This is a genomic window from Pyxidicoccus trucidator (assembly GCF_010894435.1).
GTDB lineage: Bacteria > Myxococcota > Myxococcia > Myxococcales > Myxococcaceae > Myxococcus > Myxococcus trucidator.
Genome location: NZ_JAAIXZ010000008.1, coordinates 238,323 through 261,523 on the forward strand (window position 1 = coordinate 238,323; position 23,201 = coordinate 261,523).

At 73.3% G+C, this 23,201-nt stretch carries 13 protein-coding genes; 11 read left to right on the forward strand and 2 right to left on the reverse strand.

Annotated features, from left to right (window positions below; translation table 11 throughout):
* Positions 1-113: 113 nt before the first annotated feature.
* From G4D85_RS23340 to G4D85_RS23390, 11 genes are all read left to right on the forward strand, one after another.
* A complete protein-coding gene (locus tag G4D85_RS23340) occupies positions 114-9,662 on the forward strand; it encodes a tetratricopeptide repeat protein (RefSeq protein ID WP_164015635.1) in 9,549 nt (3,182 codons plus the stop codon).
* Positions 9,663-9,682: 20 nt separating this feature from the next.
* Entirely contained in the window at positions 9,683-10,288 is a 606-nt protein-coding gene (locus tag G4D85_RS23345; RefSeq protein ID WP_164015638.1) for a hypothetical protein, read from the forward strand.
* Positions 10,288-10,980 (forward strand): 7-cyano-7-deazaguanine synthase QueC, encoded by a 693-nt coding sequence (gene queC / locus G4D85_RS23350; protein WP_164015641.1) that lies wholly within the window; start codon positions 10,288-10,290, stop codon positions 10,978-10,980. The genes G4D85_RS23345 and queC overlap by 1 nt, the downstream gene beginning before the upstream one ends.
* Positions 10,977-11,648 carry a D-alanyl-D-alanine dipeptidase gene (ddpX, locus tag G4D85_RS23355; RefSeq protein WP_164015643.1) on the forward strand — a complete coding sequence of 224 codons (672 nt, stop codon included), beginning with the start codon at positions 10,977-10,979 and terminating at the stop codon, positions 11,646-11,648. The genes queC and ddpX overlap by 4 nt, the downstream gene beginning before the upstream one ends.
* A gap of 17 nt (positions 11,649-11,665) precedes the next feature.
* Positions 11,666-11,944 carry a hypothetical protein gene (locus G4D85_RS23360; protein ID WP_164015646.1) on the forward strand — a complete coding sequence of 93 codons (279 nt, stop codon included), beginning with the start codon at positions 11,666-11,668 and terminating at the stop codon, positions 11,942-11,944.
* A 29-nt stretch (positions 11,945-11,973) separates the two neighbouring features.
* Complete coding sequence (locus G4D85_RS23365; protein WP_164015650.1) at positions 11,974-12,648, forward strand: peptidoglycan-binding domain-containing protein; 675 nt, start codon at positions 11,974-11,976, stop codon at positions 12,646-12,648.
* Entirely contained in the window at positions 12,648-15,701 is a 3,054-nt protein-coding gene (locus G4D85_RS23370; protein ID WP_164015653.1) for a hypothetical protein, read from the forward strand. The genes G4D85_RS23365 and G4D85_RS23370 overlap by 1 nt, the downstream gene beginning before the upstream one ends.
* A 131-nt stretch (positions 15,702-15,832) precedes the next feature.
* Positions 15,833-16,174 (forward strand): hypothetical protein, encoded by a 342-nt coding sequence (locus tag G4D85_RS23375; RefSeq protein ID WP_164015656.1) that lies wholly within the window; start codon positions 15,833-15,835, stop codon positions 16,172-16,174.
* 153 nt (positions 16,175-16,327) lie between these two features.
* The gene (locus G4D85_RS23380) at positions 16,328-17,845 is read left to right on the forward strand and encodes a YfbK domain-containing protein (RefSeq protein WP_164015659.1); all 1,518 of its coding nucleotides are present in this window, start codon (positions 16,328-16,330) and stop codon (positions 17,843-17,845) included.
* 9 nt (positions 17,846-17,854) lie between these two features.
* Complete coding sequence (locus G4D85_RS23385; protein WP_164015662.1) at positions 17,855-19,678, forward strand: sensor histidine kinase; 1,824 nt, start codon at positions 17,855-17,857, stop codon at positions 19,676-19,678.
* The gene (locus G4D85_RS23390) at positions 19,675-20,379 is read left to right on the forward strand and encodes a response regulator transcription factor (RefSeq protein WP_164015664.1); all 705 of its coding nucleotides are present in this window, start codon (positions 19,675-19,677) and stop codon (positions 20,377-20,379) included. Before G4D85_RS23385 ends, G4D85_RS23390 begins: the two co-directional genes overlap by 4 nt.
* 2 nt (positions 20,380-20,381) lie before the next feature.
* Here the strand turns inward: G4D85_RS23390 and G4D85_RS23395 are convergent, their stop codons facing one another.
* Both G4D85_RS23395 and G4D85_RS23400 read right to left on the reverse strand, forming a co-directional pair.
* Positions 20,382-21,311, reverse strand: coding sequence for a hypothetical protein (locus tag G4D85_RS23395; RefSeq protein ID WP_164015667.1), 930 nt, complete (start codon positions 21,309-21,311; stop codon positions 20,382-20,384).
* The gene (locus G4D85_RS23400; protein WP_164015670.1) at positions 21,308-23,155 is read right to left on the reverse strand and encodes a protein-arginine deiminase family protein; all 1,848 of its coding nucleotides are present in this window, start codon (positions 23,153-23,155) and stop codon (positions 21,308-21,310) included. Before G4D85_RS23400 ends, G4D85_RS23395 begins: the two co-directional genes overlap by 4 nt.
* Positions 23,156-23,201: the final 46 nt, after the last annotated feature.

Here is a 23,201-nt window from a genome sequence, read left to right on the forward strand (position 1 = left end):
TTCCTCCGGCACGTCGTGCGCCAGTCATCACGCCTCGTTGCCTGCTCCACAAGCGGGGGGATTGTCAGAAATTTCGGGGGCTTGGGTGGCGTGGTACCCTCCCCGCTTCTGCGATGGCTACTGATAGCGACTCTTCCAAGCCCGCCGCGGCGCAGGATGCGCGCGCCGCCGCCCCCGAGCTGCGCCTGCTGGACCGCAGGGCGTTCGTGGGCTTCCCGGCATTGGAGGTGCTGCCGGGCGTGCGCGTCTCCGACTTCGCGCTGCAGATTCCGGACGTCAGCTTCCCCTTCAACGTCAGCGCCGGCGCCACGCGCTACCAGCGCAAGAAGCTGCTCTTCGGCTTCCTGGAGCTGTCCGTCGACGCGGACGTCGTCACGCGCCGGGTGGCGGAGCTGGCCGGGCGACTGGCCGGCATCGAAGAGCTGCGCCTCCACTTCCGCCCCGGCTACCTGGAAGGCCAGGGGCGGCTGCCGGCCCCGGAGCGCACGCCCTTCACCTTCAAGGTGGCGTTCGACGCGGACGGGGAGAAGCTCGCCGTCTACCTGTACGACGTGCGCCTGTACGGCTTCTCCTCCACGCCCTCGGTGCAGGTGCCCGGGATTCTGGCCACCGCCGTGGGCGCGCTGGGACTGGTGCCCGACGTGGAGGTGCGCGGGGCCACCGGCTTCTCCACGCGCGTGCTGCCGGCGCTGTGCCAGCTCGCGGCGGTGAGCCGGGGCTACAAGATGCCCTCGCTGGACACCGCGCGCCTGTCCGCCGCCGAAGTCTCCGGCACCGGCCTGCGCCTGCGCTTCGCCGCCGGGGGCCTGCCTCCGCCGGCCGCGCCGGACGAGGAGCTGATGCTCGCGCTGGAGGGCGCTCGCGCCTTCGCGGACGCGGAAGGACTCATTGCCCAGGGCCGGCTGGCCGAGGCGCGCCAGGCGTACCTCCAGGCCGGGGACGCGCAGGACGCGCACCCCTTCGCCGCCGAGCGGCTGCTGTCGCTCATGGTGGCGGACCCGCAGGCACACGACCTGGCGCTGGATATCGCGGCCACCCTGCAGCGCCGGAGGGACCGCAGCCCCGCGTCCCTCTGGGGCGAGGCGGTGGTGCGCGAGCGCCGGGGCGAGGGTGCCCGCGCCGCCGAGCGCTACCTGGCCCTGTGCGCGCTGGCCCGCCGCACCTCGGAGGAGGCCGCGGCCTTCTTCGCCGCCGAGGCCGCCGCCCGCTGCTCGCGCGACACCGCGCCGCAGGTGGCGGTGAAGGCGCTGCACGAGCTGCTCGGCCTCAAGCCGGACCACCTGCCTTCCCTCAAGGCGCTGGCGCGCGCCTCCGACCAGGCCCGCGACAGGGCCGGCGCGGTGCGGGCCTACCGCCGGCTGGCGGCGCTCGCGAGAGACCCGGCCGAGGCCGCGGACGCTCACGTCCACCTCGCCCGGCTGTGCGCGCAGACGGAGGACGATGTCGCCGGAGCCCGGCTGCACTGCGAGGCCGCGCTGCGGCTGGCGCCGGACCACCCGGACGCGCTGCTGCTGCTGGGTGAGCTGTGCCACCGGGGCGGAGAGCACCTGCGCGCGCTGAAGGCGCTGGACCGCCTGCGCGAAGTCGCCATGGCCCGGCACGAGCTGGACCGGGTGGGCCATGCGGACCTGCTCGCCGGCCGCGTGTGGGAAGAGGGACTGAAGCAGCCGGACAACGCGCTGCTGCGCTACCGCGAGGCCGTGTCGCTGCTGCCCGGCGAGCCGGAGCCGCTGTTCGCCGCCGCCCGCGTGGCGGAGGGACTGGGGCGCTTGCAGGAGGCGCTCGCGGGCTACCAGCAGGCGCTGGAGCTGGCGGGGCCGGCGCCGCGCTCGGAAGGGGTGCGCCAGGCCGCGCACGCCAGCCACCACGCGCTGGCGCGGCTGTACCGCACGCGGCTGGGAGACCCGGCGCGCTCGCGCGAGCACCTGGAGTCCGCGCTGTCGCTGGACCCGCGCGACGCGGTGGCGCTCGAGGAGCTGATTCCGTACTTCCGCGCCACCGGCCGCTCGCAGGAATTGGCCGAGGCGGTGGAGAAGGCCGCCGCGCTCCAGGAGGAGTCCGGCAAGCGCGCCGCGCTGTGGGCCGAGGCCGGTGAGCTGTACCGAGGCAAGCTCCAGCAGCCGGAGAAGGCCGAGCGCCTCCTCCTGCTGGCCCTGGAAGCCGACGGCGACCACCGGCCCGCGCTGGAGTCGCTGCTGGCGCTCGCCGAGTCACGGCGTGACGGCGCGCTGCTGACGCGCTGCCTGTCCTCGCTGGCGCGGCTGTCCACGGACCTGAAGGACCGCGCGCAGAAGTACCGCCGCCTCGCGGTGGCCGCGCGCGACCTGGCCTTCGACCTGGACCTCGCGGTGCACGCGCTCCAGGAAGTGCTGCGCGCGGAGCCGGACGATTTGCCCGCGCTGGGCGAGCTGTGCGCCCTGCAGCGCAAGCGCGCGGACATGGCGGGGCTGGCGACGGCGCTGGAAGTCCGCGCGCGGGTGGCGGAGACGCAGAACGACAAGCGGCTCGCGGCCGCGGCGCTGCGCGAGTTGGCCGGAGTGTTGGAGGCCCGCCTGGGCCGCGTGGGCGACGCGCTGGTGGCGCTGGAGAAGGCCGCGCGGCTGGCGCCGGACGCCGCCGTGCTGCTGGACCTCGCCGACCTGTCGCTGCGCTGCGAGCGCCCCGAGCACGCCCGCCGCGCGCTGGAGACGCTGCTGTCCACGCTGCCCCGCACGGCGGCGCCGGAGAAGCTGGCGGACGTGCGCGCCCGGCTGGGCCGCGCGTGCGAGATGCTGGGCGACCGCGACGGCGCCATCGCCGCCTACGCGCAGGCCTTCCCGCTGCGCCGGCTGGACGATGCGCTGGCCGCGCGCCTGGAGGCCCTCTACACGGAGGCCGGTGAGACGCAGGCCCTGGCCGAGCTGTGGGCCAGCCGCGCGCAGGCGCTGATGGGCGCCGACCGCGCCGAGGAGGCCGCGCCCCTCTTCCTCCAGAGCGCCCGCGCGCTGCTGGACCGGGGCGAGAAGGCCGCCGCGCTGCTGCGCCTGACGGCGGCCCTGGAGGCGAGCCCCCAGGGCCCGCTGGCCGCCGAGGTGCTGGAGTCGCTGGCCGAGCTGGAGCTGGAGCGCGGCGAGAAGCTGGAGGCCGCGAGGCTGTACGCGCGCCGCGCCGCGCTGGTACTGGACGCGCGCACCGGGGCGAAGCTGCTCTACCGCGCCTCGCTGCTGGCGGCGGGCACCAGCCGGGAAGAGGCCTTCCTCGCCGAGGCGCTGGAGCGCGACGCTTCCTTCGCCCCCGCGCGGCAGCGTCGGGGCGAGCTGCGCCTGCCGACGGACGCCCGCGCCGCGCTGGAGGACTTCGAGGCCGTGCTGGCGCTGCCGCCGGTGGACGCGGACGCGCCTCGTGAGCAGGAGCGCGTGGCCCTCACGCGCAAGGCCGCCACCGCCGCGGTGCGCGCGGGCCGCACGGACGCCGCGCGCCGCCTGCTGGCCGAGTACTGCGCCCGCGCGCCGGAGGACCTGGACGCCCGGCTGGAGCTGGCCGCGCTGCACCGCAAGGCCGGCGCCCGCGAGGCCCTGGCGGACCTGCTGGTGGAGCTGTGGCCGCGCCTCTCGGGCGACCCGCGCCGTGCCGCCCGCCGCGAGCTGGCGGAGCTGTCGCTGGGGCTGGGCCGTGCGAGCGCCGCCGTGGACTCGCTGCGCAGCCTGCGGCTGGAGGAGCCCCACGACACCTGGGCCGCGCAGGCCCTGCTGGATTTGCTGCCCCCGCCGGGCACGGGCACGACGGAGGAGGAGGCCGAGCGGCTGGAGCTGCTGGGCACCCTCGTGGCCGCCGCCGCGGGCGAGGCCCGTGCGGAGCTGCTCGCCCGTCGCGCCGTGCTCCACCGCGCCGCGGGCCGCATGGCCGCCGCGCGCGACGACTTCTCCGAGGCCGCGAAGCTCTCCCGCCGCCCCGCGCCGCTGCTGCTGGCGCTGGCCGAGCTGGCCCGCGAGTCGGGCGACGAGACGGCGGAGCTGGAGGTGTGGCGCAGCGCCGTCGCCGCCGACGCCAACCTCTCCACGCGCGCCCGGGAGCGCCTGCTGGCCCTGGCCGCCGTGCTGGTGGAGAAGGACGTGCGCGGCGCCGCCCGCGACGCCCTCCGCGCCGCGATTGCGCTGGAGCCGCCCGCCGCCGAGCGCTGTGACGCCTTCTTCGCCCTGGCCGAGCTGGCCCACCGCGACGCGCAGCCGGACGACGAGGCCGCCGCGCTCGCCGAGGCCGCCCGCCAGGGCCCGACGCCCCGCCGCGTGGAGGCGCTGCTGGCGCGCGCCACGCTGCTCGAGGCGCGAGGACATATAAAGGATGCGGGGCAGAGCCTGGAGGCCGCGCTCGCCCTGGCGCCCCGCCACGCGCAGGCCACCATCGCCCTCCAGCGCGTGCTGCGCGCCCAGCAGGACTGGGCCGCCCTGGCGGAGCTGCTCTCCTCCGAGGCGGCGCACACGCCGCCCGCCGAGGCCACCGCGATGTACGCGGAGCTGGCGGACCTCTACCTGGACCGCCTGGAGCAGCCCATCCCCGCCGAGGCGGCGCTGCGACAGGCCCTGCGCCTGTCTCCCGCCGACGCGGCCGTGCGCCGCCGTCTGGTGACGCTGGTGGCGGGCCGGGGCGAGCCGAGGGAGGCCGCCGCGCTGCTGGAGACGGCCGCCGAGAGCGCCTCCGCCTCCGAGGCCGCCGTGCTGCTTCGCGAGGGCGCCGGGTATGCCCGGAGCGCTCAGGATTTGGAGCGAGCGCTGAAGCTGGCGCGCAAGGCCCACTCGCTGGTGCCCGCGCAGGGCGCGGAGCTGGCGTCGCTGGCCGAGCTGCTCTACCTGCGCGGCGCGGTGCTGGAAGCGCTGCCGCTCCAGGACACGCTCGCCGCCGGGGCGGACTTCCGCGCCGCGCCGGACGCCGCCGAGGCCACGTGGCTGCGGCTGGGCGAGCTGGCCGAGCAGGCCGGAGAGACGAAGCGCGCGGTGGGCGCGTACCGGAAGCTGCTCTCCGAGCGCCCCCTGTGCGAGGCCGCGGTGCAGCGGCTCGCCGCGCTGCTGGAGAAGGATGACCCGCGCGGCGCGTTCGACGTGCTCGTCGCCCACGCTCGCGCCCTGGCGCCCTCCGAGGACACGGTGCGGAGGCTCGTCGCGCTGGCGGAGCGTGCCCGCGCGGCGCTGGCGGACGCGGGCGTGGCGGCGTCGCTGCTGTCGCGCGCGGCGGAGCTGTCGAAGGAACCGCTGCCGCTGCGGCGCCGGCTGGCTGCTCTCTACCGAGACACGGGACGCTCGCTGGAGCTGCTCACCGAGCTGCGCCAGGTGGCCACCCTCAGCCTCCAGGCCGGAGACGTGGCCGAGGCGCTCGCCGCGTACACGGAAGAGGCCCGGCTCGCCGAGGACGTGGGCCGCGCGGACGACGCGCTGCGGGCCCTGGCGGACGCGCGCGACGTGCTGGAGTCGAAGGGGCAGGCCGCCGAGGCCGCCGCCTGCGAGCGCCGGCGCGCGGAGCTGCTGCGCGACGTGAAGCTGGACCCCACCGCCGCGGAAGCGGCGCTGGAGCGGGCCTTCGCGCTGGCGGAGGACCTGGGCACGGCGCGGCTGGGCGCGGCGCTGGCCGAGCGGCGTGACGACTCGGAAGCCGAGGCCCGCTGGCTGGAGCGCGCGCTGCCGCTGCTGCGGGACGCGAAGGAGGCGGCGACGCTGCGGCTGCGGCTGGCGCGGCTGCACCTGGGCGTGCTGTCGGACGTGGCGAAGGCCGAGGACTTCCTGCGCGAGGCGCTGCGCGGGGACCGCTCGCTGGCGGAGGCCGAGGCGCTGCTGGCGAAGCTGCTGGAGAGCGACGGGCGGCTGGCGGAGCTGGCGGCCTGGTACGAGGAGTGCGCCGAGGGAGAGACGGACTCGGAGCGTCGCGCGGACCTGCTCCAGCGCGCCGCGGTGCTTTACCGCGACAGGGCGGGGCGCCCGGATGCCGCCGCCGCCGCGTTCATCGCCGCCCGCGCCGCGCGCCCGGATGACCTGGAGCTGACGGCCCAGGCCGCGGAGTTGCTGCACGAGGTGAAGCGCCACGCGGACGCCGCCGAGTTCGACGCGGTGCTGCTGGAGGCGGACCCGTTCCGCGAGCCCATCTTCACGCGTCACCTCGCCTTCCTGGAGGAGACGGAGGACCACCAGGCGCTCGCCGAGCTGATGCTGCGCCGGGCCCAGCGCCAGGAGGCCACCGACGCCGCGGAGAGCTACCTCGCCGCCGCCCGGGCCTTCCGCGCGGGTGGTGCCCGGGAGCGCGCGCTGCTGTGCGAGGACCAGGCCTTCGACCTGAGCCCCGCCAGCGAGGAGGCCTTCGAGCGCGTGCGCGAGCGCGCCGCCGGAGACGTGCGCCGGCTCTCGGAGTTGCTGGCCCTGCGCGCCGAGGCGCTGCCCGCGCCCCATGCCCTGCCGCTGCTGCGCGAGCGCGCCAACGGCCTGCTGGAGGCGGGCGAGGTGTTGCTGGCCGCCGAGGCCTTCGACGAGTACCTCTCCCGCGCCGGAGACGACGTGGAGGCGCTGTCCGCGCGCGCCGAGCTGGCCGCGAAGGGCGGCGGGCCCATCGCCGCGCGTCCGTATGACCGCCGCCTGCTGTCGGCCGGTGGGGACGCGCTGCCGGTGCCGGTGCGCGCGCGCACATGGCTGCGGCTGGGGCACGCCTCGCTCGGCGCGGGCGCGTACCACGACGCGGCGGATGCCTTCGAGGCGGTGGTGTCGCTGGAGCTCGAGGGCGAGCGCGGCCGTGAGGCCCTGTCGCTGCTGGCCGAGGTGCACTCGCGCACGGGCAACGGGCCGGGGCTCTACCGGGCCTCGCTCCAGCTCGCGCGCCGCGCGGACGACGCGGCCACGGCCGAGGTGCTCTACCGCCGCGCGGCGGACCTCTTCGACGACCCGAAGGACGCCATCGACGCGCTGCTGCCCCTGGCGCGGCTGCGGCCCGCGGACGCCGCCGTCATCGACCGGGCGGTGGCGGGCCTGCGCGCCCTCGGCCGGCACGGTGACTTGCTGGAGGTGTACGCGTCCGGCGCCGAGGCCGCGGGAGGAAAGCGCGCCGCCGAGCTGCTGCTGGCCGCCGCCTCCGTCGCCACCGAGTCCCTGGCGGACGAGGACGCGGCCTGGTCGCTCACCCAGCGTGCGGCCGAGGCCGCCCCGGAAGACCTGACGGCGCTCCGCGCGCTGGTGGACGGCCTGCGCAAGCGCGACGAGTCCACGCGGCTGCTGGAGGCGCTGGAGCGGCTCGTGCCCCGCCTGGAGGACGCGGACGAGGCGTCCGTGCTGCGGCTGGAGCTGGCCGCGCTCGCTCGTGGCGCCGCCCGTGAGGACGCGGCCCGCGAGGCGCTGGAGGCGGTGGTGTCACGCGGGGCCTCGGGCGCCGGCTACGCCGACGCGCTGGAGGCGCTGGAGAAGCTGCTGGGCGACGCCCCCGGGCGCAGGGCCGAGGTGCAGGTGGCTCGCGCGGAGCTGGTGTCCGGCCGTGAGCGCCAGGTGCTGTTGATGGCGGCGGCGCGGGCCTTCGAGTCCGCCGGCCGGCTGCCGGATGCGCTGAAGGCCGCGAAGGCCGCGGCGTCGGTGGAGCCGGACGTGGAGGCCACCCTGCGCGTGGCCCACCTGTACCGCGCCTCTGGAGACTCCCCGGGCGCGGCGCGGGCGCTGATGCAGGCGGCCCGGCAGGCGGCGCCGGAGGAGCGTCCGCCGCTGCTGCTGGAGGCGGTGGGCCTGTGGGAGAAGGCCGGCGAGCATGGCGAGGCGCTGGAGGTCATCGAGCGCATCGCCACCGAGGCGCCGGACATGCTGCCCCCGTCGGAGCTGGCGGAGCGCTTCGGCCGGCTCGGCGCCTTCACCCGCGCACTGGACGTGGGCTTCGCGCCCGCCATGGCCGCGGGCGACTACACGGACGCGCTGGCCATGGCCGCGCAGGCCGGAGACGCGGCGCGCTCGCGCGAGGCGCTGTGGGCGCTGGCCGCGCTGCCGGACGTGGACTCCGCCCATGCCTCCGCCCTGGCGGACGGCCTGCGCGCGGAAGGCGAGACGGAGGGGCTGCTGGAGCTGGCGGGCCTGTCCGCCTCCCGTGACGCCGCCTTCGCGGTGTCGCTGCTCGACGAGGTGCTCCGCTCGGTGGAGGCGCCCGTGCGGGCCCGCCTGCGCGCGCTGGAGGAGCTGTCGACGGACGCGGGCTTCGCCACCCGCCTCACGCTGCTGCTGCCCGTGCTGGAGAAGCTGCCGGTGGAGCTGGCCGAGGCGGTGCTGGCGAAGGTGCGCGCCCAGCCCGAGGCCGCGCGGGTGGAAGCGCTGGCCATGGCGGCGGACGGCTGGCCCTCCCGTCGCAAGGCGCTGCTGCGCGAGCGCCACGCGCTGGAGTTCGAGCTGGGCCGCTTCGACGCCGCGGCGCAGACGCTGGTCCGCCTCATCGACGCCGAGGAGGACGCACACGTCCGCGCCGCCCTGCACCACGAGCACGGCGAGCTGCTGCTCAGCCCGCTCGACCTGCCGGACGCGGCGCGCGCTGCGTTCGAGAAGGCGCTGGCCGACGACGGCGCGCACCTGCCCGCGCTGCGAAACCTGCTGGCGCTGGTGGACGTGACGGCCGAGCCCGCCGTCTTCGTGGCGCTGGCGCAGCGGCTGTCGGTGGAGGAGGGCCCCGACGCGAGCGCTCCCTACCGCGAGCGGCTGGCGGACGCCTACGAGGCGCTGGGCATGGTGGTGGACGCCGCCGTGCAGTTGGAGGCCCTGCCGGAGACGGAGGAGCGGCTGGCCCGCCGCGCCCGGCTCGCCGAGGAGCGCGGCCTCGTGGGTGAAGCGCTGCGCCTGCGCGAGCGGCTCACCGACGAGCCCGCCGTGCTGGAGTCCATCCTCCGCGGCTACCTGGACGCGCAGCTCGTGTCGCCCGCGGCCCGGCTCGCCGAGCGCCTCTTCGACGCGGGCGTGCTGTCCGCCGAAGTCACCCGGATGTCGGCGGAGCGGCTCTCCCCGGCGCCCGAGGGCGCGACGCTCGCGGCCCGCATCTGGCCGGAGCTGCTGCGCGCGCAGCCGCTGGACGTGGATGGGTGGACGCTCTACGCGGAGGCCCTGCGCGGGCTGGGCCGGGTGGAGGCCGCGGAGCGCGCCGACGGCATTGGCGCGGCGCTGGACTCCAGCAGCGCGGCGGCGCGCATGGCGCCCGTCACCGTGCTGCCGGTGCCCGCCGGCTTCCAGCACCCGGTGTCCCCGGACGCGGTGCCGGTGACGTCGGAGCGCTTCCCCCGCCTGGCCGCCGCGCTGCGCCCGCTGCTGTCGTCACTGGGCGCGGGCGGGCTGCGCGTGGTGGTGGACCCGGTGGGCGGGGTGGAGGCGTACCTGGCGAACTCCGAGGCGCTGGTGCTGGGCGCGGGCGCGCTGTCCTGCTTCGGAGCGACGGAGCTGGGCTACCTGTGCGCGCTGGCGCTGGCGCTGGGCGAGGCCGGCGTGAAGCTGGCGCGGCCCGGCCCGGTGCCCGAGCTGGAGGCCGCGGCGGTGGCGGCCTTCCGCGCGATGCCGTCCTCGCTGGCGGCCGGGCGTGTGCTGGCGCGGCTCGACCCGGAGGTGCGCGGAGGAGATCCGGCGAAGGTGGAGGTAGGACCCGTGCTCGCTCGGGGCGGGGTCTTCCGGGCGTTGGCCCTTTCCGTGCTCGAAGGCACATAGCCGTGTAGCCTTCCCGGCGCATGTTCCTGAAGCGCCTTGCTCTTTCCGTCCTCCCCGTCGCGGCCGTCGCCGCGGCAATGGCCTGTTATTCGGACCCGGTGTACCCGGGCAACCAGGTGCTCGGCACCTTCCGCTTCGAGGCGCGATTGGACCCCGCGCGCACCACGTGCGACGCCTCCGTGCGGGACTTCGCGCAGCTGGACGACGCGGGCCTCTTCCGCTTCGAAGGCACCTTCTCCCGCGACACGGACGCGGGCACCGGCTACCTCACGGTGCAGGGCTTCTCGCGCGACGCCGGCTATGAAGGGCAGGGAGTCACCTCCACCCTCCGGGCCACCGCGCCTCGCGCCTCTTGCGGCTCGGGCTGCGAGGACTCGGCGATTGAAGAGACGCTGAAGGTGACGCTCTTCAGCGACAGCCAGGCGCGCACCCTCAACCGCGACTGCAAGCTGCACGACGGCGGCATCCCCGAGGGCACGCCGCCCGCCCCCACGGAGAATGGCTACGACGTGTCGCTGGCGTGCGGCTCGCTGACGGACGTCTTCCTGCCGGGCACGCGCAACTGCAACTGCCAGCCGTCGACCTGCACCACGGCCTACACCATCCAGGGCGCGCGGAGGGACTGATGGCACGGCGCGCGGTGGTGTTGATTTCGGGCGGCCTGGACTCGACGACGTGTCTGGCCATGGCGAAGGCGAAGGGCTTCGAGCCGGTGTGCCTCGCGGTGGCCTACGGCCAGCGGCACGCGGTGGAGCTGGAGCAGGCGCGCAAGGTGTCCTCGGCCATGGGCGTGAAGGACTTCCGCATCGTCAGCATCGACCTGCGGCAGGTCGGCGGCTCGGCGCTCACCGCGGACATCGACGTGCCCAAGGACCGGCCGGCGGACGAGATGAGCCACGGCATCCCGGTGACGTACGTGCCGGCGCGCAACGCGCTCTTCCTCTCGCTGGCGCTGGGGCTGGCGGAGGTGGTGGACGCCACGGACATCTACATCGGCGTCAACGCGGTGGACTACAGCGGCTATCCGGACTGCCGGCCGGAGTTCATCCGCTCGTTCGAGCAGATGGCGAACCTGGCCACCAAGGCCGGCGTGGAGGGCGCGCGCTTCACGGTGCACGCGCCGCTGTCCGGCCTGACGAAGGCGGACATCATCCGCGAGGGCGTGAAGCTGGGCGTGGACTACGGGTTGACGCACTCCTGCTACGACCCGGACCCCCAGGGTCGCGCGTGTGGCCGGTGTGACAGCTGCGTGCTGCGCAAGAAGGGCTTCGAGGAAGCCGGCGTGCCGGACCCGACCCGCTACATGGAGACGACATGACGATGCGGACCTGGACGGTGGGCGCGGTGGGGCTGGGGCTCTGCGTGAGCGGCCTCGGGCTGGCGCAGGACGCTGGTACGCCGAAGCCCGCGAAGGCCCCCAAGGCCAAGGCGAAGAAGGCCCCGCTGGTCCAGGCCAACACGGTGGTGACGGACCTGGTGGAGGACCTGCGCTATGCGACGGCGGACAACTTCCTCAAGAAGAAGGTGTACCCGGACTCGGCGCGCTGCCTGCTGCTGCCCGAGTCGGCGGAGCGACTGAAGAAGGCGGCCGACGTGCTGCGGCCCCAGGGCTACCGGCTGAAGGTGTACGACTGCTACCGGCCCCGGGCGGTGCAGTACCAGATGTGGGAAATCATGCCGGTGCCCGGCTACGTGGCGGACCCGCGCAAGGGCTCCAACCACAACCGGGGCGGTGCGGTGGACCTGACGCTGGTGACGCTGGACGGCCAGGAGGTGGAGATGCCCACCGCCTTCGACTCGTTCACCAAGGAAGCGCACCACGGCTACGAGGGCGGCACCGAGGCCTCGCGCAAGCACCGTGAAATCCTGCGTGAGGCGATGGAGGGCGCCGGCTTCACGCCCAACCGCATGGAGTGGTGGCACTACGACCTGCCGGACGCGAAGACGCGCCCCGTGCTGGACGTGCCCTTCGACGCGAAGAAGTAGCAAGCCCGGAGACCACGATGCTGACCATCCGGAAGGAGCAGATGGACCAACTGGCCTCCCAGCATCCGGGCGGCGCGGTTCTTCCATGTGAGCTCAACTGGATTGAAATCGAGCTCGTGGGCGAAGACGACCTGCCCATCGCCGGCCAGCGCTACCGGGTGGTCATGCCAGACGGCAGGGTCGTCGAGGGCACCCTCGATGCGCGCGGGGTCGCCCGTGTCGAGGGAACCGTGGCAGGGCAGTGTGAGGTGACCTTCCCGGGCCTGGATGAGGAAGCCTGGGAGAGTCGGGTATAGGGCGCGAAGCAGGCGGGTATACTGCGCCCATGGGCCGGCACCGCATCGAGCAGGGCGACAGCATCGTGAAGCTCGCGCAGCTGCACGGCTTCTTCCCCGACACCCTCTGGAATCACCCGGACAACGCTGACCTCAAGGCGCTGCGCAAGGACATGAACGTCCTCGCGCCTGGCGACGTCGTCGTGGTCCCCGAGTTGCGGGAGCGCGTGGAGCGGTGCCCGACCGGCAAGCGGCACACGTTCCGCAGGCGCGGCGTGCCGATGCTGTTCCGCGTGCAGCTGTTCGAGCGCAACGAGCCGCGCAAGAACCAGTCGTACGAGCTGGAGGTCGACGGCAAGCGCTACACGGGCACGACGGACGCGGAGGGGAAGATAGAGCTGTACCTGCCCACCCGCGCTCAGCGCGGGAGGCTCGTGGTGGGCGGCGGCCAGCTCGACATGGAAGTGTTGTTCGGGCACATGGACCCCATCACCGAGCTCTCCGGAGTCCAGAAGCGGCTCGCGAACCTGGGCTTCGAGTGTGGGGCCATCGACGGGCAGTTGCATGCGCGGCTCGCGGCGGCGCTGCGCGCGTTCCAGGCGCTGGTGGGGCTGGAACCCACCGGAGAGCCCGACGACCGCACGCGCGCGGCCCTGGCCGACTGCCATGACCAGCCGGGCAAGCTCGCGGAGCTGACCGCCGCCGCCGCGAAGGCAGGTGGGTGATGCCCAGCATCTTCGACGACGGCACGCTCGGTCCGCACATCCGCCGGCTGCACTGCCCTCCCTTCGACGGGAAGACAGTCGAAGCCGCGTGCAAGGCGCAGGAACAGGCGCTCCTCGCACGGCACCGCTCCCAGTTGGAGGAGACGGCGCGGCAGGTCGAGCAGGACGTCCGCGCGCGGGCCGCCCAGGAGCTGCGAGACGCGGTGTGGGACTCGCGGTGGGGGATGGGGCCGGGCGGGCCGCTCCTGCTCGCGGACCCAGGGACGCTGCCGGTGCCCATCCAGGGAGAGGTCGCCCACCTCAGGGGGACACTGCCGCGGGAGCTCACGCAGCTCGTGGAGTCAGCGCTCCTGGGCGGTGAGGCCAAGCTGGACCTCGCACGCCGTTTCGGGGCCAGGCTTGGCGACTACAATGTGCTGGTCGCGCGCAATATCGAGGAGGCGCGCGCGCGCACGTTCCAGCCCATCCTGCAGCGGCACAGGGGCGAGCACGTCGACCTCACCGAGCGCCTCAAGGAGGCGGTCGCGCGCTGGAAGAAGAGCCAGGAGCCGCGGCCCCCTCAGGGGATGGGCTCGGCGTCTTCGCTGTCCTTCATCCCGTCGAACACCTTCAACACGGTGTCGTCTCAGCCACGGTACTTCCGGATCCTCGTCTGGAATCTGGAGAACTTCACCCGCGACCGCCGGCCCCGGGGCGCGCAGCCGCTGGACTCGATGCGCAACGCGGCGCGCACCGCCATCGTCGCGGACGTGCTCGCCCGGTTCGACATCGACCTCCTGCTGATGATGGAGACCGGCACGGACGTCGGCACGGTCACCACGCGCATCGCCACCCGGGTCGCGGAGAAGGTGAGAGACCGCCGCGGGTGGGAGCCGCTCGTGAGCCCTCCCACCGGCGCGCTTCCGGAAGTGCGGGCCTCCTACGCGAACCACTCGCTCGGGCGTCCCTCGGGACTCAAGGCCGTCGCGCTGCGCACGCTCTTCGACGTGTACGTGGTCACACCCCGGTATGACGGCGTGCCGGGAGCCGTTACGGGCCAGCAGCTCGTCGACGCCTGGGCGACGCTCTGTACCGCTTCTCCCGAGGTGGGCCATCACCTCCGCGGGTTCCTGGAGTTCACGGCCGAGCAGGCGATGGTCCGTGGGGCACCGTCGTACGAGTTGTTCATGAAGCTCGTGGGCCTGCTCGAGCGCACCGCCATGCAGGTGGCGTCCACGGTGGGCGGGTCGCTCGATCAGGATGTCAGGATGGTCCACGACGCGCTGCACTCGGTCGTGAACGAGCTCGCGAATGGCGACCTCCAGACCGGGCTGAGCCACCTGGCGTACGCAGTCCTGTCGGCGAGGGACGCTATCGCCGAGCTCTACGATATCGAGGTCGAGCAGTCATTCCAGCAGGACATCATCGACCAGGGGATTGGGTGCCTCCAGGCGCTCGAGCTGCTGACGCTGTTCCTCATCAAGAGCCAGCCGGGTGGGATTCCGACCACGGGAATCGAGGGGCGCGTCTTCCGCTCCGACTCGACACAGTACTGCCTGATTCCGCTCGCGGTCTTTCTCTGCACAGGCGCCCAGCGCGTCACGATGAAGGCCATCGACCGCAAGCAGGGCCCGATGAATGGCGAGCTCGATGATGACGTGCTGCTCGATGCGCTCCAGCGCATTGGCGCCGTCGAGCGGCACATCGAGACGTACGGCATGGTCTACCGGCAGCCGTTCGACGGCGCACTGAGAACGCTCATCGAGCGGGGCGTCAGCTCGCATGGCTTCTCGGGAGGCACGGACCAGGCTGCCGCGCGCTACGGCATCATCCGGGCGCCCCTCGCGGGAGGCGGGTTCTCGATTCAGGCAGCCGGGGGGCTCCTCAACTGGCGCTCCGCCTTGCAGATCACGGTGCCCGCGAGCAGCACGGTCTTGCTGCCTCTCGTCGTCTACCACACGCGCTACAGCGGCACGGCGGAGATAAGCGGGATGGAGCCTGACCTGACCGCGGCCGAGAACACCATCCTCGCGCGGTGCAGGAGCGTCGAGATGATGGCGGGAGCCGTCCTTCCCGGTGATCCGGCGCTGGGGCCGCCGCTCATCGCGGGCGACTTCAACGTGCCGGACGAGTATCTCAACCAGGAGCCTCCCCCGAAGTCGAAGGCCAAGAAGACGCTGGAGGCCTACGCGCGCCGGACGCGAATGCGCCAGGGCTTCTTTGGCAACATGGCCCTGAGCGGCTACCTGCGACACTCGACCGACGGCAGGCCCGACGATGGCTATCCCGCCACGACGCTCAAGGCCTACTCGTCCATCGCGCGCGGCGATGGTGCGGAGAGCGAGCCGTACGACGGCACCTACCAGCCGTTCGACTACGGACGAGGCAGGGCCTCGCCGTCGAGTGGTGTCGTGCAGGTCTCGGGCCTCCTCGTCGACTCGGTGATGGGGGAGAAGATTACGGGCATTCCTTCGCAGGCCACCGGCGGACAGGTGGTCGACCCGGACGCGGGGGAGGCCGAGGATGTGGGCGGGGACGCGCCGGACCTGCCCGGGGACGATGCGCCGTCGGGGCTCGTGACGTGGCCGGTTGCACAGGCGCTCGGGGTGGAGCTCGGGCGCGTGTACCGCGGCCTCCTGCGACGCATCTACCGGGCCATCGAGGACCTCAAACCGTGGATGGGCGCCATCGGGGCGAAGAACCCGTCCGTGGAGCTCTTGACGTTCATCTTCCAGATCAACGAGTTGTACGAAGCGTGGGACAAGCTCGTCGGGCCGCGCGTGGAGTGGTTCGTGAAGAACTGCGCGAACGGCGCGACCGGCAAGTGGGCCGCGGCAAGCGGTTCCGATGCGATGCTGACGTGGCGAAAGCTGTTCGTGGATGCGGCGACGCAGCAGAAGACCGATAGGATTGGCGGGACAGGCCTCGCCGACCTCGTGGACCTGGTCGACGATGTCGGCGTCCAGCTCGCGGCGCTGGAGACCGGGATGCAGGTGCGGCAGCTCATCGCCTACCGCGCGGTCGTGTCGGACCATCTGCCGCAGCTCATCGAAATCGACCTTCAGCCGTCTTGAGCTGTACGCGCCTGAAAGGCCGCTTCGCCGGGTTCCATGATGGAACGGTGATGAAGAACGGAGGCTCGCGTGCGACGGGGCGCGGGCCGGTTGGAGAACATGGTGTCACCCTGAACCATGAGGTGACACCCATGACGCCGCTCCTTCGAAGTGCCCTGCTCTGTGCGCTGCTGTTCTCCACCGCGTCGGCTGCCGCTGATTCCTCGCCGACCGGCGTAGCAGGGGACATCGAGGAGGGCACCGCTGCTCCGGGTGGCAAGCTCGATGTCGAGCTCCTCCGGCGCATCGTCATGTGCTGCAGGCTGGTCAGCATGGACGAATGCGAGATTCGGGAGCCCTGTCCTCCGGACCCGCGTGAAAGCACTCCCTCCTGGATGCTCTCCCGGATGGTGGTGCTCGTTCCGGACGGTACACCCCAGCTCGTCTATCGGGCGCCCTCCGGGGCCACCTGGAGCCCGGACTTCGGGCGCTGACACTTCACGCGCCCGGTCGCGCCCGCCCGGTGGGCAGGCGTCCTCCAGAGCGCCATGCCATGATGAAACCGTGATGATTGGAGGCCCCACCTGCGGCACGCTGTGGGGCCCTCTCAAGGATGGCCACACCCCGGTGTCCGCGCTGGCCCCACGATGAAGCCCGTCCCCTTCAAAGCCCTGTGTGGCGTCCTCCTGCTCCTCTCCGCGCCCGCGCTGGCCCAGAGCGGCGTCCTCCACGGCACCGTGGTCGACAGCGTGGGCAAGAAGCCCCTCGCGGACGTGCGCGTCACCGCCACCTCGCCCGCGCTCAAGGCGGAGCAGGTGGTGCTGACGGACGCCCACGGTAACTACCGCCTCCCCCAGCTCCCTCCGGGCGTCTACGCGCTCCGGTTCGAGAAGGAGGCCTTCCGGACCTTCACTCGCGCGGCCGTCCGGCTGCAGCCCGAGGGCACCGTGCGCTTCAACGTGGAGCTGACCTCGGCATCGCGCTCCCAGGAGGCGCAGTCCGCAGCCACCGCGCCGACCGTCGACAAGGGCTCACCGCCCCTGTTCCAGGAGCCGGACCGGGGCATCACCGTCGAGCGGCCCGTCACTCCACAGGACCCCACCCGTGCCTTCCAGTCCGTGGGCCCGCTGGCCCCACCCCTGCGCACGGAGGCGGAAGGCGTGGCTCGCTACCTGCCTCCCACCGTCCCCTACGCCGCGCCGAGCAGCCCCCCACAGGGAGCCCCGGCCTGGGCGCTGCACCAGATGTCCGTCCTCGGCCAGGCAGGTGAATCCCAGTACCTCTACCGCGCGCCCGAGCGCGGTCCCCGCTCCGAGGCCGCACCTGGGAGCAACGGGGTGAACCCCACCATCGACACGGAAGAGGACCGCTTCTCCGTCTTCTTCGTCGGCGTGGACCCGACCCCCTACGCCGTGGCGCGCGACTACCTGGAGCGCGACGTGCTCCCGGACGAGCGGACCGTCTGGGCAGAGGCCTTCATCAACGCGTTCGACTACGGCGACGTAGGCGACACGCACGGGCCCTTCATCATCGACGTGGAGGGGTTCCCCTCTCCCAGCCGCAAGGGCTACCACGTGGTGCGCATCTCCCTGAAGGCGCGTGAGGCGCTCACGGACGTGGACGCGCAGGTGGAGTTCGACCGCCAGTCCGTCGCCCGCTACCGGCTGGTGGGCTACGAGCGCGCGGCGCCCGCGCCGGAGTCCCTCGACGAGTTCGAGGAGCAGCTCACCCCGCTGCTCGCGGGACAGTCCGTCACCGCCATCTACGAGGTGAAGGTGCGCGGGCCCGCCATCGCCTTCGGCACCCTGCGCATCCACTACGAGCAGGGCGGCTCGAAGAGCTGGAGGCGGGTGCAGAAGCTGCTGCCCTCCAGCGTGCTGCGCCCGACCTACGCCCGCGCCGCGCCCACGACGCGCCTGGCGTACGTGGCCTCCGCCTTCGCGGAGAAGCTGCGCGGCTCCTACTGGACGCGCACGCTGGACTGGCCGCGCCTGGCCTCGCTCTGTGACGACGTGGGCGAGCCGCTGCGGAGCCGTCCGGATGTGGTGGCGCTGGGCACGCTCATCCGCAAGGCGCAGGCGCTGGACAAGCGCAAGGACCGCTTCGAGCGTGTCGCTCCGGTGAACGCCATGGACTACGACAACGCGCCGGACACCGGAGACTAGTTCGCGACGATGCTCCGCCGCCTGCTGCCCACGCTCATCGCCCTCGTCGCCGGCCTCGCCGGACTCGGCTGGGGGCTGGGCTACCTCCAGCGCATCTTCGCCGCCGAGCGCGAGGACGCCCAGGCCTCGCTCGACTCCCGGCGAGAGGCCCTGGAGCAGTACGCCCGCGCCTCGCTGGCCCAGTCGCTGAGGGACAGGCTGGAGTCCGCGCGCCCCGCGCTGGAGGCCGCGGTGGTGGACCCGCTGGTGTCCGCCGCCGGCCTGTATCTGCGCGAGCGCGGGGAGCAGCTCCTGCCGCGCCTGTCGCACCACGACACCGGCGAGGACTCGCCCGCGAAGGAGCGTTACGCCCGGCTGCGGGCCGGCACCGAGCGCGCGGACGAGGAAGAGGACCCCTGGGCCGAGCGGCTCGCCCTGGTGCGCGCGGTGGACGGCGCACTGGCGCGGGGAGACCGGCGCGCCTCCACGGTGGCGCTGATGTCGCTGTTGCAGCACCGCGCCCAGTACGTGCTCGCCTCCACGCGAGACGTGCCCGGCCTGCTGGTGGTGCTGGAGTCGCTGGCGGAGCGGGGAGACCCGGTGCCCCAGCTCATGCACGCGCTGGTGCGCGAGGGCCTGGCGGACGGAAGGGGAGGGCGGCTGGAAGGGCTCCAGCGCCTGCTGCTCCTGCGCCGCTCGCGCTTCACCCCCACGGACTTCGCCTTCCTGCGCGAGCGCGTGGCCGCCCTCTCCGCGCGGGTGGGCGCGCCGGTGGCGGACTTCGAGTCGCGCGCGAGTGAGCTGGCCACGGAGCCGCTCCCGCTGCCCCGCACGCTCCCGGGCCCGGTGCTGGTGCGCGCCGGCTGGTACCTGGAGCCGCGCGGCGGCAGCCAGGTGCGCGGCGTGGCGGTGGACGCGGCGGCGCTGCTGGAATCGCTCACCCGCGAGATGCGTGAGCGCGGGCTGCTCGAGGTGGACGGGCAGGTGCGGTTGCTGGGCGACGCGGAGGTGCTGTCGCTGGACGGGCTGCCCCTGTCGGTGGAAACGCCCGAGTGGGCGCGGGCGCAGGGCGCGCTGGAGCGGCGCTACCGGTTGAAGACGGGCATGGTGGCGCTGTGCGCGGTGCTGGCGCTGGGCATCGCCGCGCTGGCCTTCGTGGCGCAGCACCGCAAGTACCGCTTCCTGGAGCTGAAGAGTGACTTCGTGGCCACCGTGTCGCACGAGCTGCGCACGCCGCTGGCCTCCATCCGCCTGCTGGCGGAGACGCTGGAGTGGCGGCTGGCGGAGGGCACGGACGCGCGCGACTACCCGGCGCGCATCGTCCGCGAGACGGACGGGCTGAACTTCCTGGTGGAGAACCTCCTCTCCTTCAACCGCATCGACAAGGGCCGCTGGGTGCCGAGGCTGGAGCCCGTGCGTCTGGACGAGCTGGTGTCCCTGTTGCGCCGTGACTTGGAAGCCTGGTCCAAGGTGCCGGTGGAGCTGGAGGCGGAGGTGGGGGAGCAGGCCTTCCGCGCGGATGCGCAGTTGTTGCGTCTGCTCCTGTCCAACCTGGCGCGCAATGCCTGTGCCTACAACACCCGCACTCCGGTGCGCCTGCGCATCGAAGCGCTGCCGGGTGGGCGGGTGCGCTTCTCCGACAACGGCATCGGCATCCCCCAGGCGCAGTGGGAGACGGCCTTCGAGGAGTTCGTCCGCCTGCCCGGACAGGGAAGAGACGTTCCCGGAAGCGGCCTGGGTCTGGCACTCTGCCGCCGCATCATGCGCCTGCATGGGGGGAGCCTGCGCGTCGCGGCCTCCAGCCCCGAGGGCACCACCTTCGAGCTCGCGTTTCCTCCCACGGTGACGACATGACCACCCCCATCCCCGCCATCCTCCTCGTCGAGGACGACACCAACCTGCGGCTCGCGCTGCGCGACAACCTGGAGAACCAGGGCGGCTACGCGGTGGAGGAGGCCGCGAGCGTGCGCGAGGCGCGAGAGCACCTGGCGAAGCGCACGTTCCAGCTCGTCCTGCTGGACGTCATGCTGCCGGACGGCGACGGCTACACGCTGTGCCGTGCGCTGCGGGAAGAGGGCGTGACGACACCGGTGCTGATGCTCACCGCTCGCACGCTGGAGGACGACGTGGTGCGCGGCTTCGAGGCCGGCGCGCAGGACTACCTGGGCAAGCCCTACCGGCTGCGCGAATTGCTGGCCCGGGTGGGCGCGCTGGTGCGTCGCTCCGGGGGCGCGGCGGCCACGAAGGCGGTGCGCTTCGCCGGCTACAAGATGGACCTGGACCGGCGCAAGCTGGAGTCCCCCGAGGGCGCGTCCGTGGAGCTGACGCGCACGGAGTTCGACCTGCTGGCCTTCCTCGTGCGCGAGCGCGAGCGCGTGCTGCGCCGGGACGACATCCTCGACGCGGTGTGGGGCAAGGACGTCGTCGTGGACCCGCACACCGTGGACAACTTCGTCTCCAGCCTGAAGAAGAAGCTCGGGTGGAACACCGCCTCGCGCTTCGCCATCCAGACGGTGCGCGGCGTGGGCTACCGCATGGAAATCGAAGCGCCCTGACGTCAGCGCAGCGGGTTTCGGCGCAGCCGCTCCGCCAGGGCCTCCAGCTCGGCCCGCCGGGGCTCCTCCACCTGGAGCCGGACCGCGTCGATGAGGGACGGCGTCTCCGGCGCGTCCACCCGCAGCACGGCGTTGGAGAGCGCCTGCCGCACGTCCCCCGTGTAGTGGAGGTACGCGCGCACCAGCGCCTCCGCCGCCACCCGCCGCACGGCGCCTTCCTCGGAGCGGGCGCTCACCGAGGACGTCTTCCACGCCCAGGCGGAGCCCGCGTCTCCCAGCGCCCGAGCCAGCCGTCGTGCCTCCTCGGGAGCGGGACGGGCCTCGAGCGCGTCCGCGAGCGCGCGTGCCACCACGAGGCGCCGGCACTCGCCCAGCTTCTCCTGCACGGCCTCGCCGCGCGGGCCGCCCAGGCGGGAGAGGGCGATGAGCGTCTGCGCGGCCTCCAGCGTCTCCAGCCGTGCCAGCGCTCCCGCCGCCGCGCGCAGCACGGGCGCCCGCGTGTCCGCGCCCTCCAGGATGTTCTTCCACAGCGTCGCCAGCCTCGCGTCGCGCAGCTCTCCGGCCGCCTCCATCAACCCCACTGTCAGCGCCAGCTGGGCCGAGTCACGCACCGGCCGCAGGTCCTTCTCCAGCGGGAAGGCAATCCGCTCCACCATGGGCCACAGCGCCTCAGGGCCCAGCTCCTTGAAGACGGGGGAGACGGTGGCCAGCGTGCCCCGCTTGCGCGCGTCCAGCAATTCCGCCCGGGCAGTGGCGGCGTCGAGCCGGGAGAAGGCCTCGGGCGTCTCACGGCGGGCGACGGCAATCTGCTCCAGCAGCTCCGCCTGCCAGCCGCCGACGAGCGACGTCGCGCGGGGCGCACCCGAAGCACCCGCCGTCAGCGCCACGAGGAAGAGGGCAGCGCCGAGGCCGCGGCACAGGTCGCGTTTCATCGTCCACCCTCCCACCACTTCACCTGGGGCACCTCGCGCGAGGCGTTGGTGGCGCAGTGCACCTGTCCTCCGCCGATGTGGTACGGGCTCCAGACGTCGCTCCAGTGCACGCGGATGCCGTACGCGGCGAGCGCCGCTTCCAGATGCGCCTTGAAGGGGTCCACCCCGTCGATGAGGGGCCCATGCGGCTCCGGGGCGACCACCTGCGTGGAGGACACCGCCAGCAGGTTCAGCGTCGCCGGCTGGAGCGCGGACATGCCGCCCGTCACCTCCTGGAAGAGGAAGGGCACGCGGATGATTTCCGCCTCGGTGAGGCCCGTCTCCTCCTTGAGGATGGCGAGCTGCGAGTCGATTTCCAGCGCGGCCAGCGCGCTCGCGTCCATGACGCCGGGGTTGTCGAGCACCTGGGAGAGGGTCAGCTCCGCGGGCCGGTCGAAGCCCCACGTCAGGCCGGTGAAGAGCTTCGTCTCGCCATGGCCCCGCGCCTGCGCGTCCAGGAGCATCCGCCGGGCGAGGGCCGGGTCGGCCACCAGGGCAATCCACCCGCGCGGCGTGTTGGCGGGCAGGAAGCTGAACGTCTCATCCACGTGGCTGACATTGAGCCACGACGTGTCCACGTACACGGGAGGCTGCACCGCCTGCGCCTCCAGCAGTCGCGTGAAGCTGGGGTCGGGCTGGTAGTCCGGCCGCGAGTCCGGACCCCGGCCGCGCAGCAGCCGGCCCAGCGGGTAGCGCACTCCGTCCTTCTCATACGGAGGGATGACCTCCGTGTTGCCGAAGGAGTTGAGCGTCTGGGACTCCTTCGACAGGCCCGGCTGGTACTGCTGCACGGCGGCCTGGTCCGGGCCGCGCAGCCAGTAGACGATTCGCCCGGCCGCGCGCAGCGGGTCATTCTTCCGGGTGCTGATGACGAAGGGCGCGCGGTAGTTGACCTGGATGACGTGCTGCCGGCCGCCAGCGGCGGGCATCGACATGTACGCAGGCTCGAAGTAGTCCTGCGTCCAGAGGTCCTCCACCTCGAACTCGGACAGCGTCACGGGCGGGGCTCCGGCTGTCAGCGCGGCGCGCAAGTCCTTGCGGAACCGGGCCGCCTCCGGCTCGTCGGCGATGTGGGAGACGAAGACGTTTCGGGCCGGGCTCAGGTGGTGGAACATCACCACCGGCGCGACGCGCATGCGGACGGTGTCCTGGAACTCAGTCTCGGTGGGGCGGCCCCGGGTGATGGTGAACACCACGTCCGCGGTGCCGTCCCACTCGCGCGGGTCCCTGACGATGTCCGTGGCTTCGATGGCCAGCCGCACGCCGCGCCGCAACTCCGCCGCGGAGAGGGAGAGCCGGTAGGGCGTTCGCTGTGAGAAGTAATTTCCCGCGCTCCTCTTGAACAGCCGCACCTTGCGGGCCGCCGGCCCGGAGACGGTGACGTAGCCGATGGCATAGTCCGGCGCTTCCGGCCACGGCGCGGTGCGCAGGCGCGCCAGGTCGGCGAGGTCATCCTCGCCATTCACCTGCGAGTCCAGCGCGTCATTGCAGCGCGGCAGCATCTCGTCGCTGACGGTGAGGGGCGACAGCGAGAAGTCGCAGACTCTCTCGTCGTCATCGATGTTGGCCAGGAAGATGGCGCCCCGCTCGGCGGACCAGGAGTCCTCGCCCTCGTCGTCCGTGGGGTCCTCCAGGTCCACCACCCCGTCGCGATTCACGTCCGCGCGCAGGTCCGGGATGGGGTTGAACGGGCCCGTCAATCGGACGGGGGTGTGGGGCCGGACGCCCTCGGGCTCCTGGATGGGCTCACAGGCGCTGGCCAGCAGCAGTGGCAACAACAGGACAGGAAAGAGGCGAGCGTCCATTGTTGGGGGGCATGGGAATTACAGCTCGCGCTCCATTTCAAGCCAC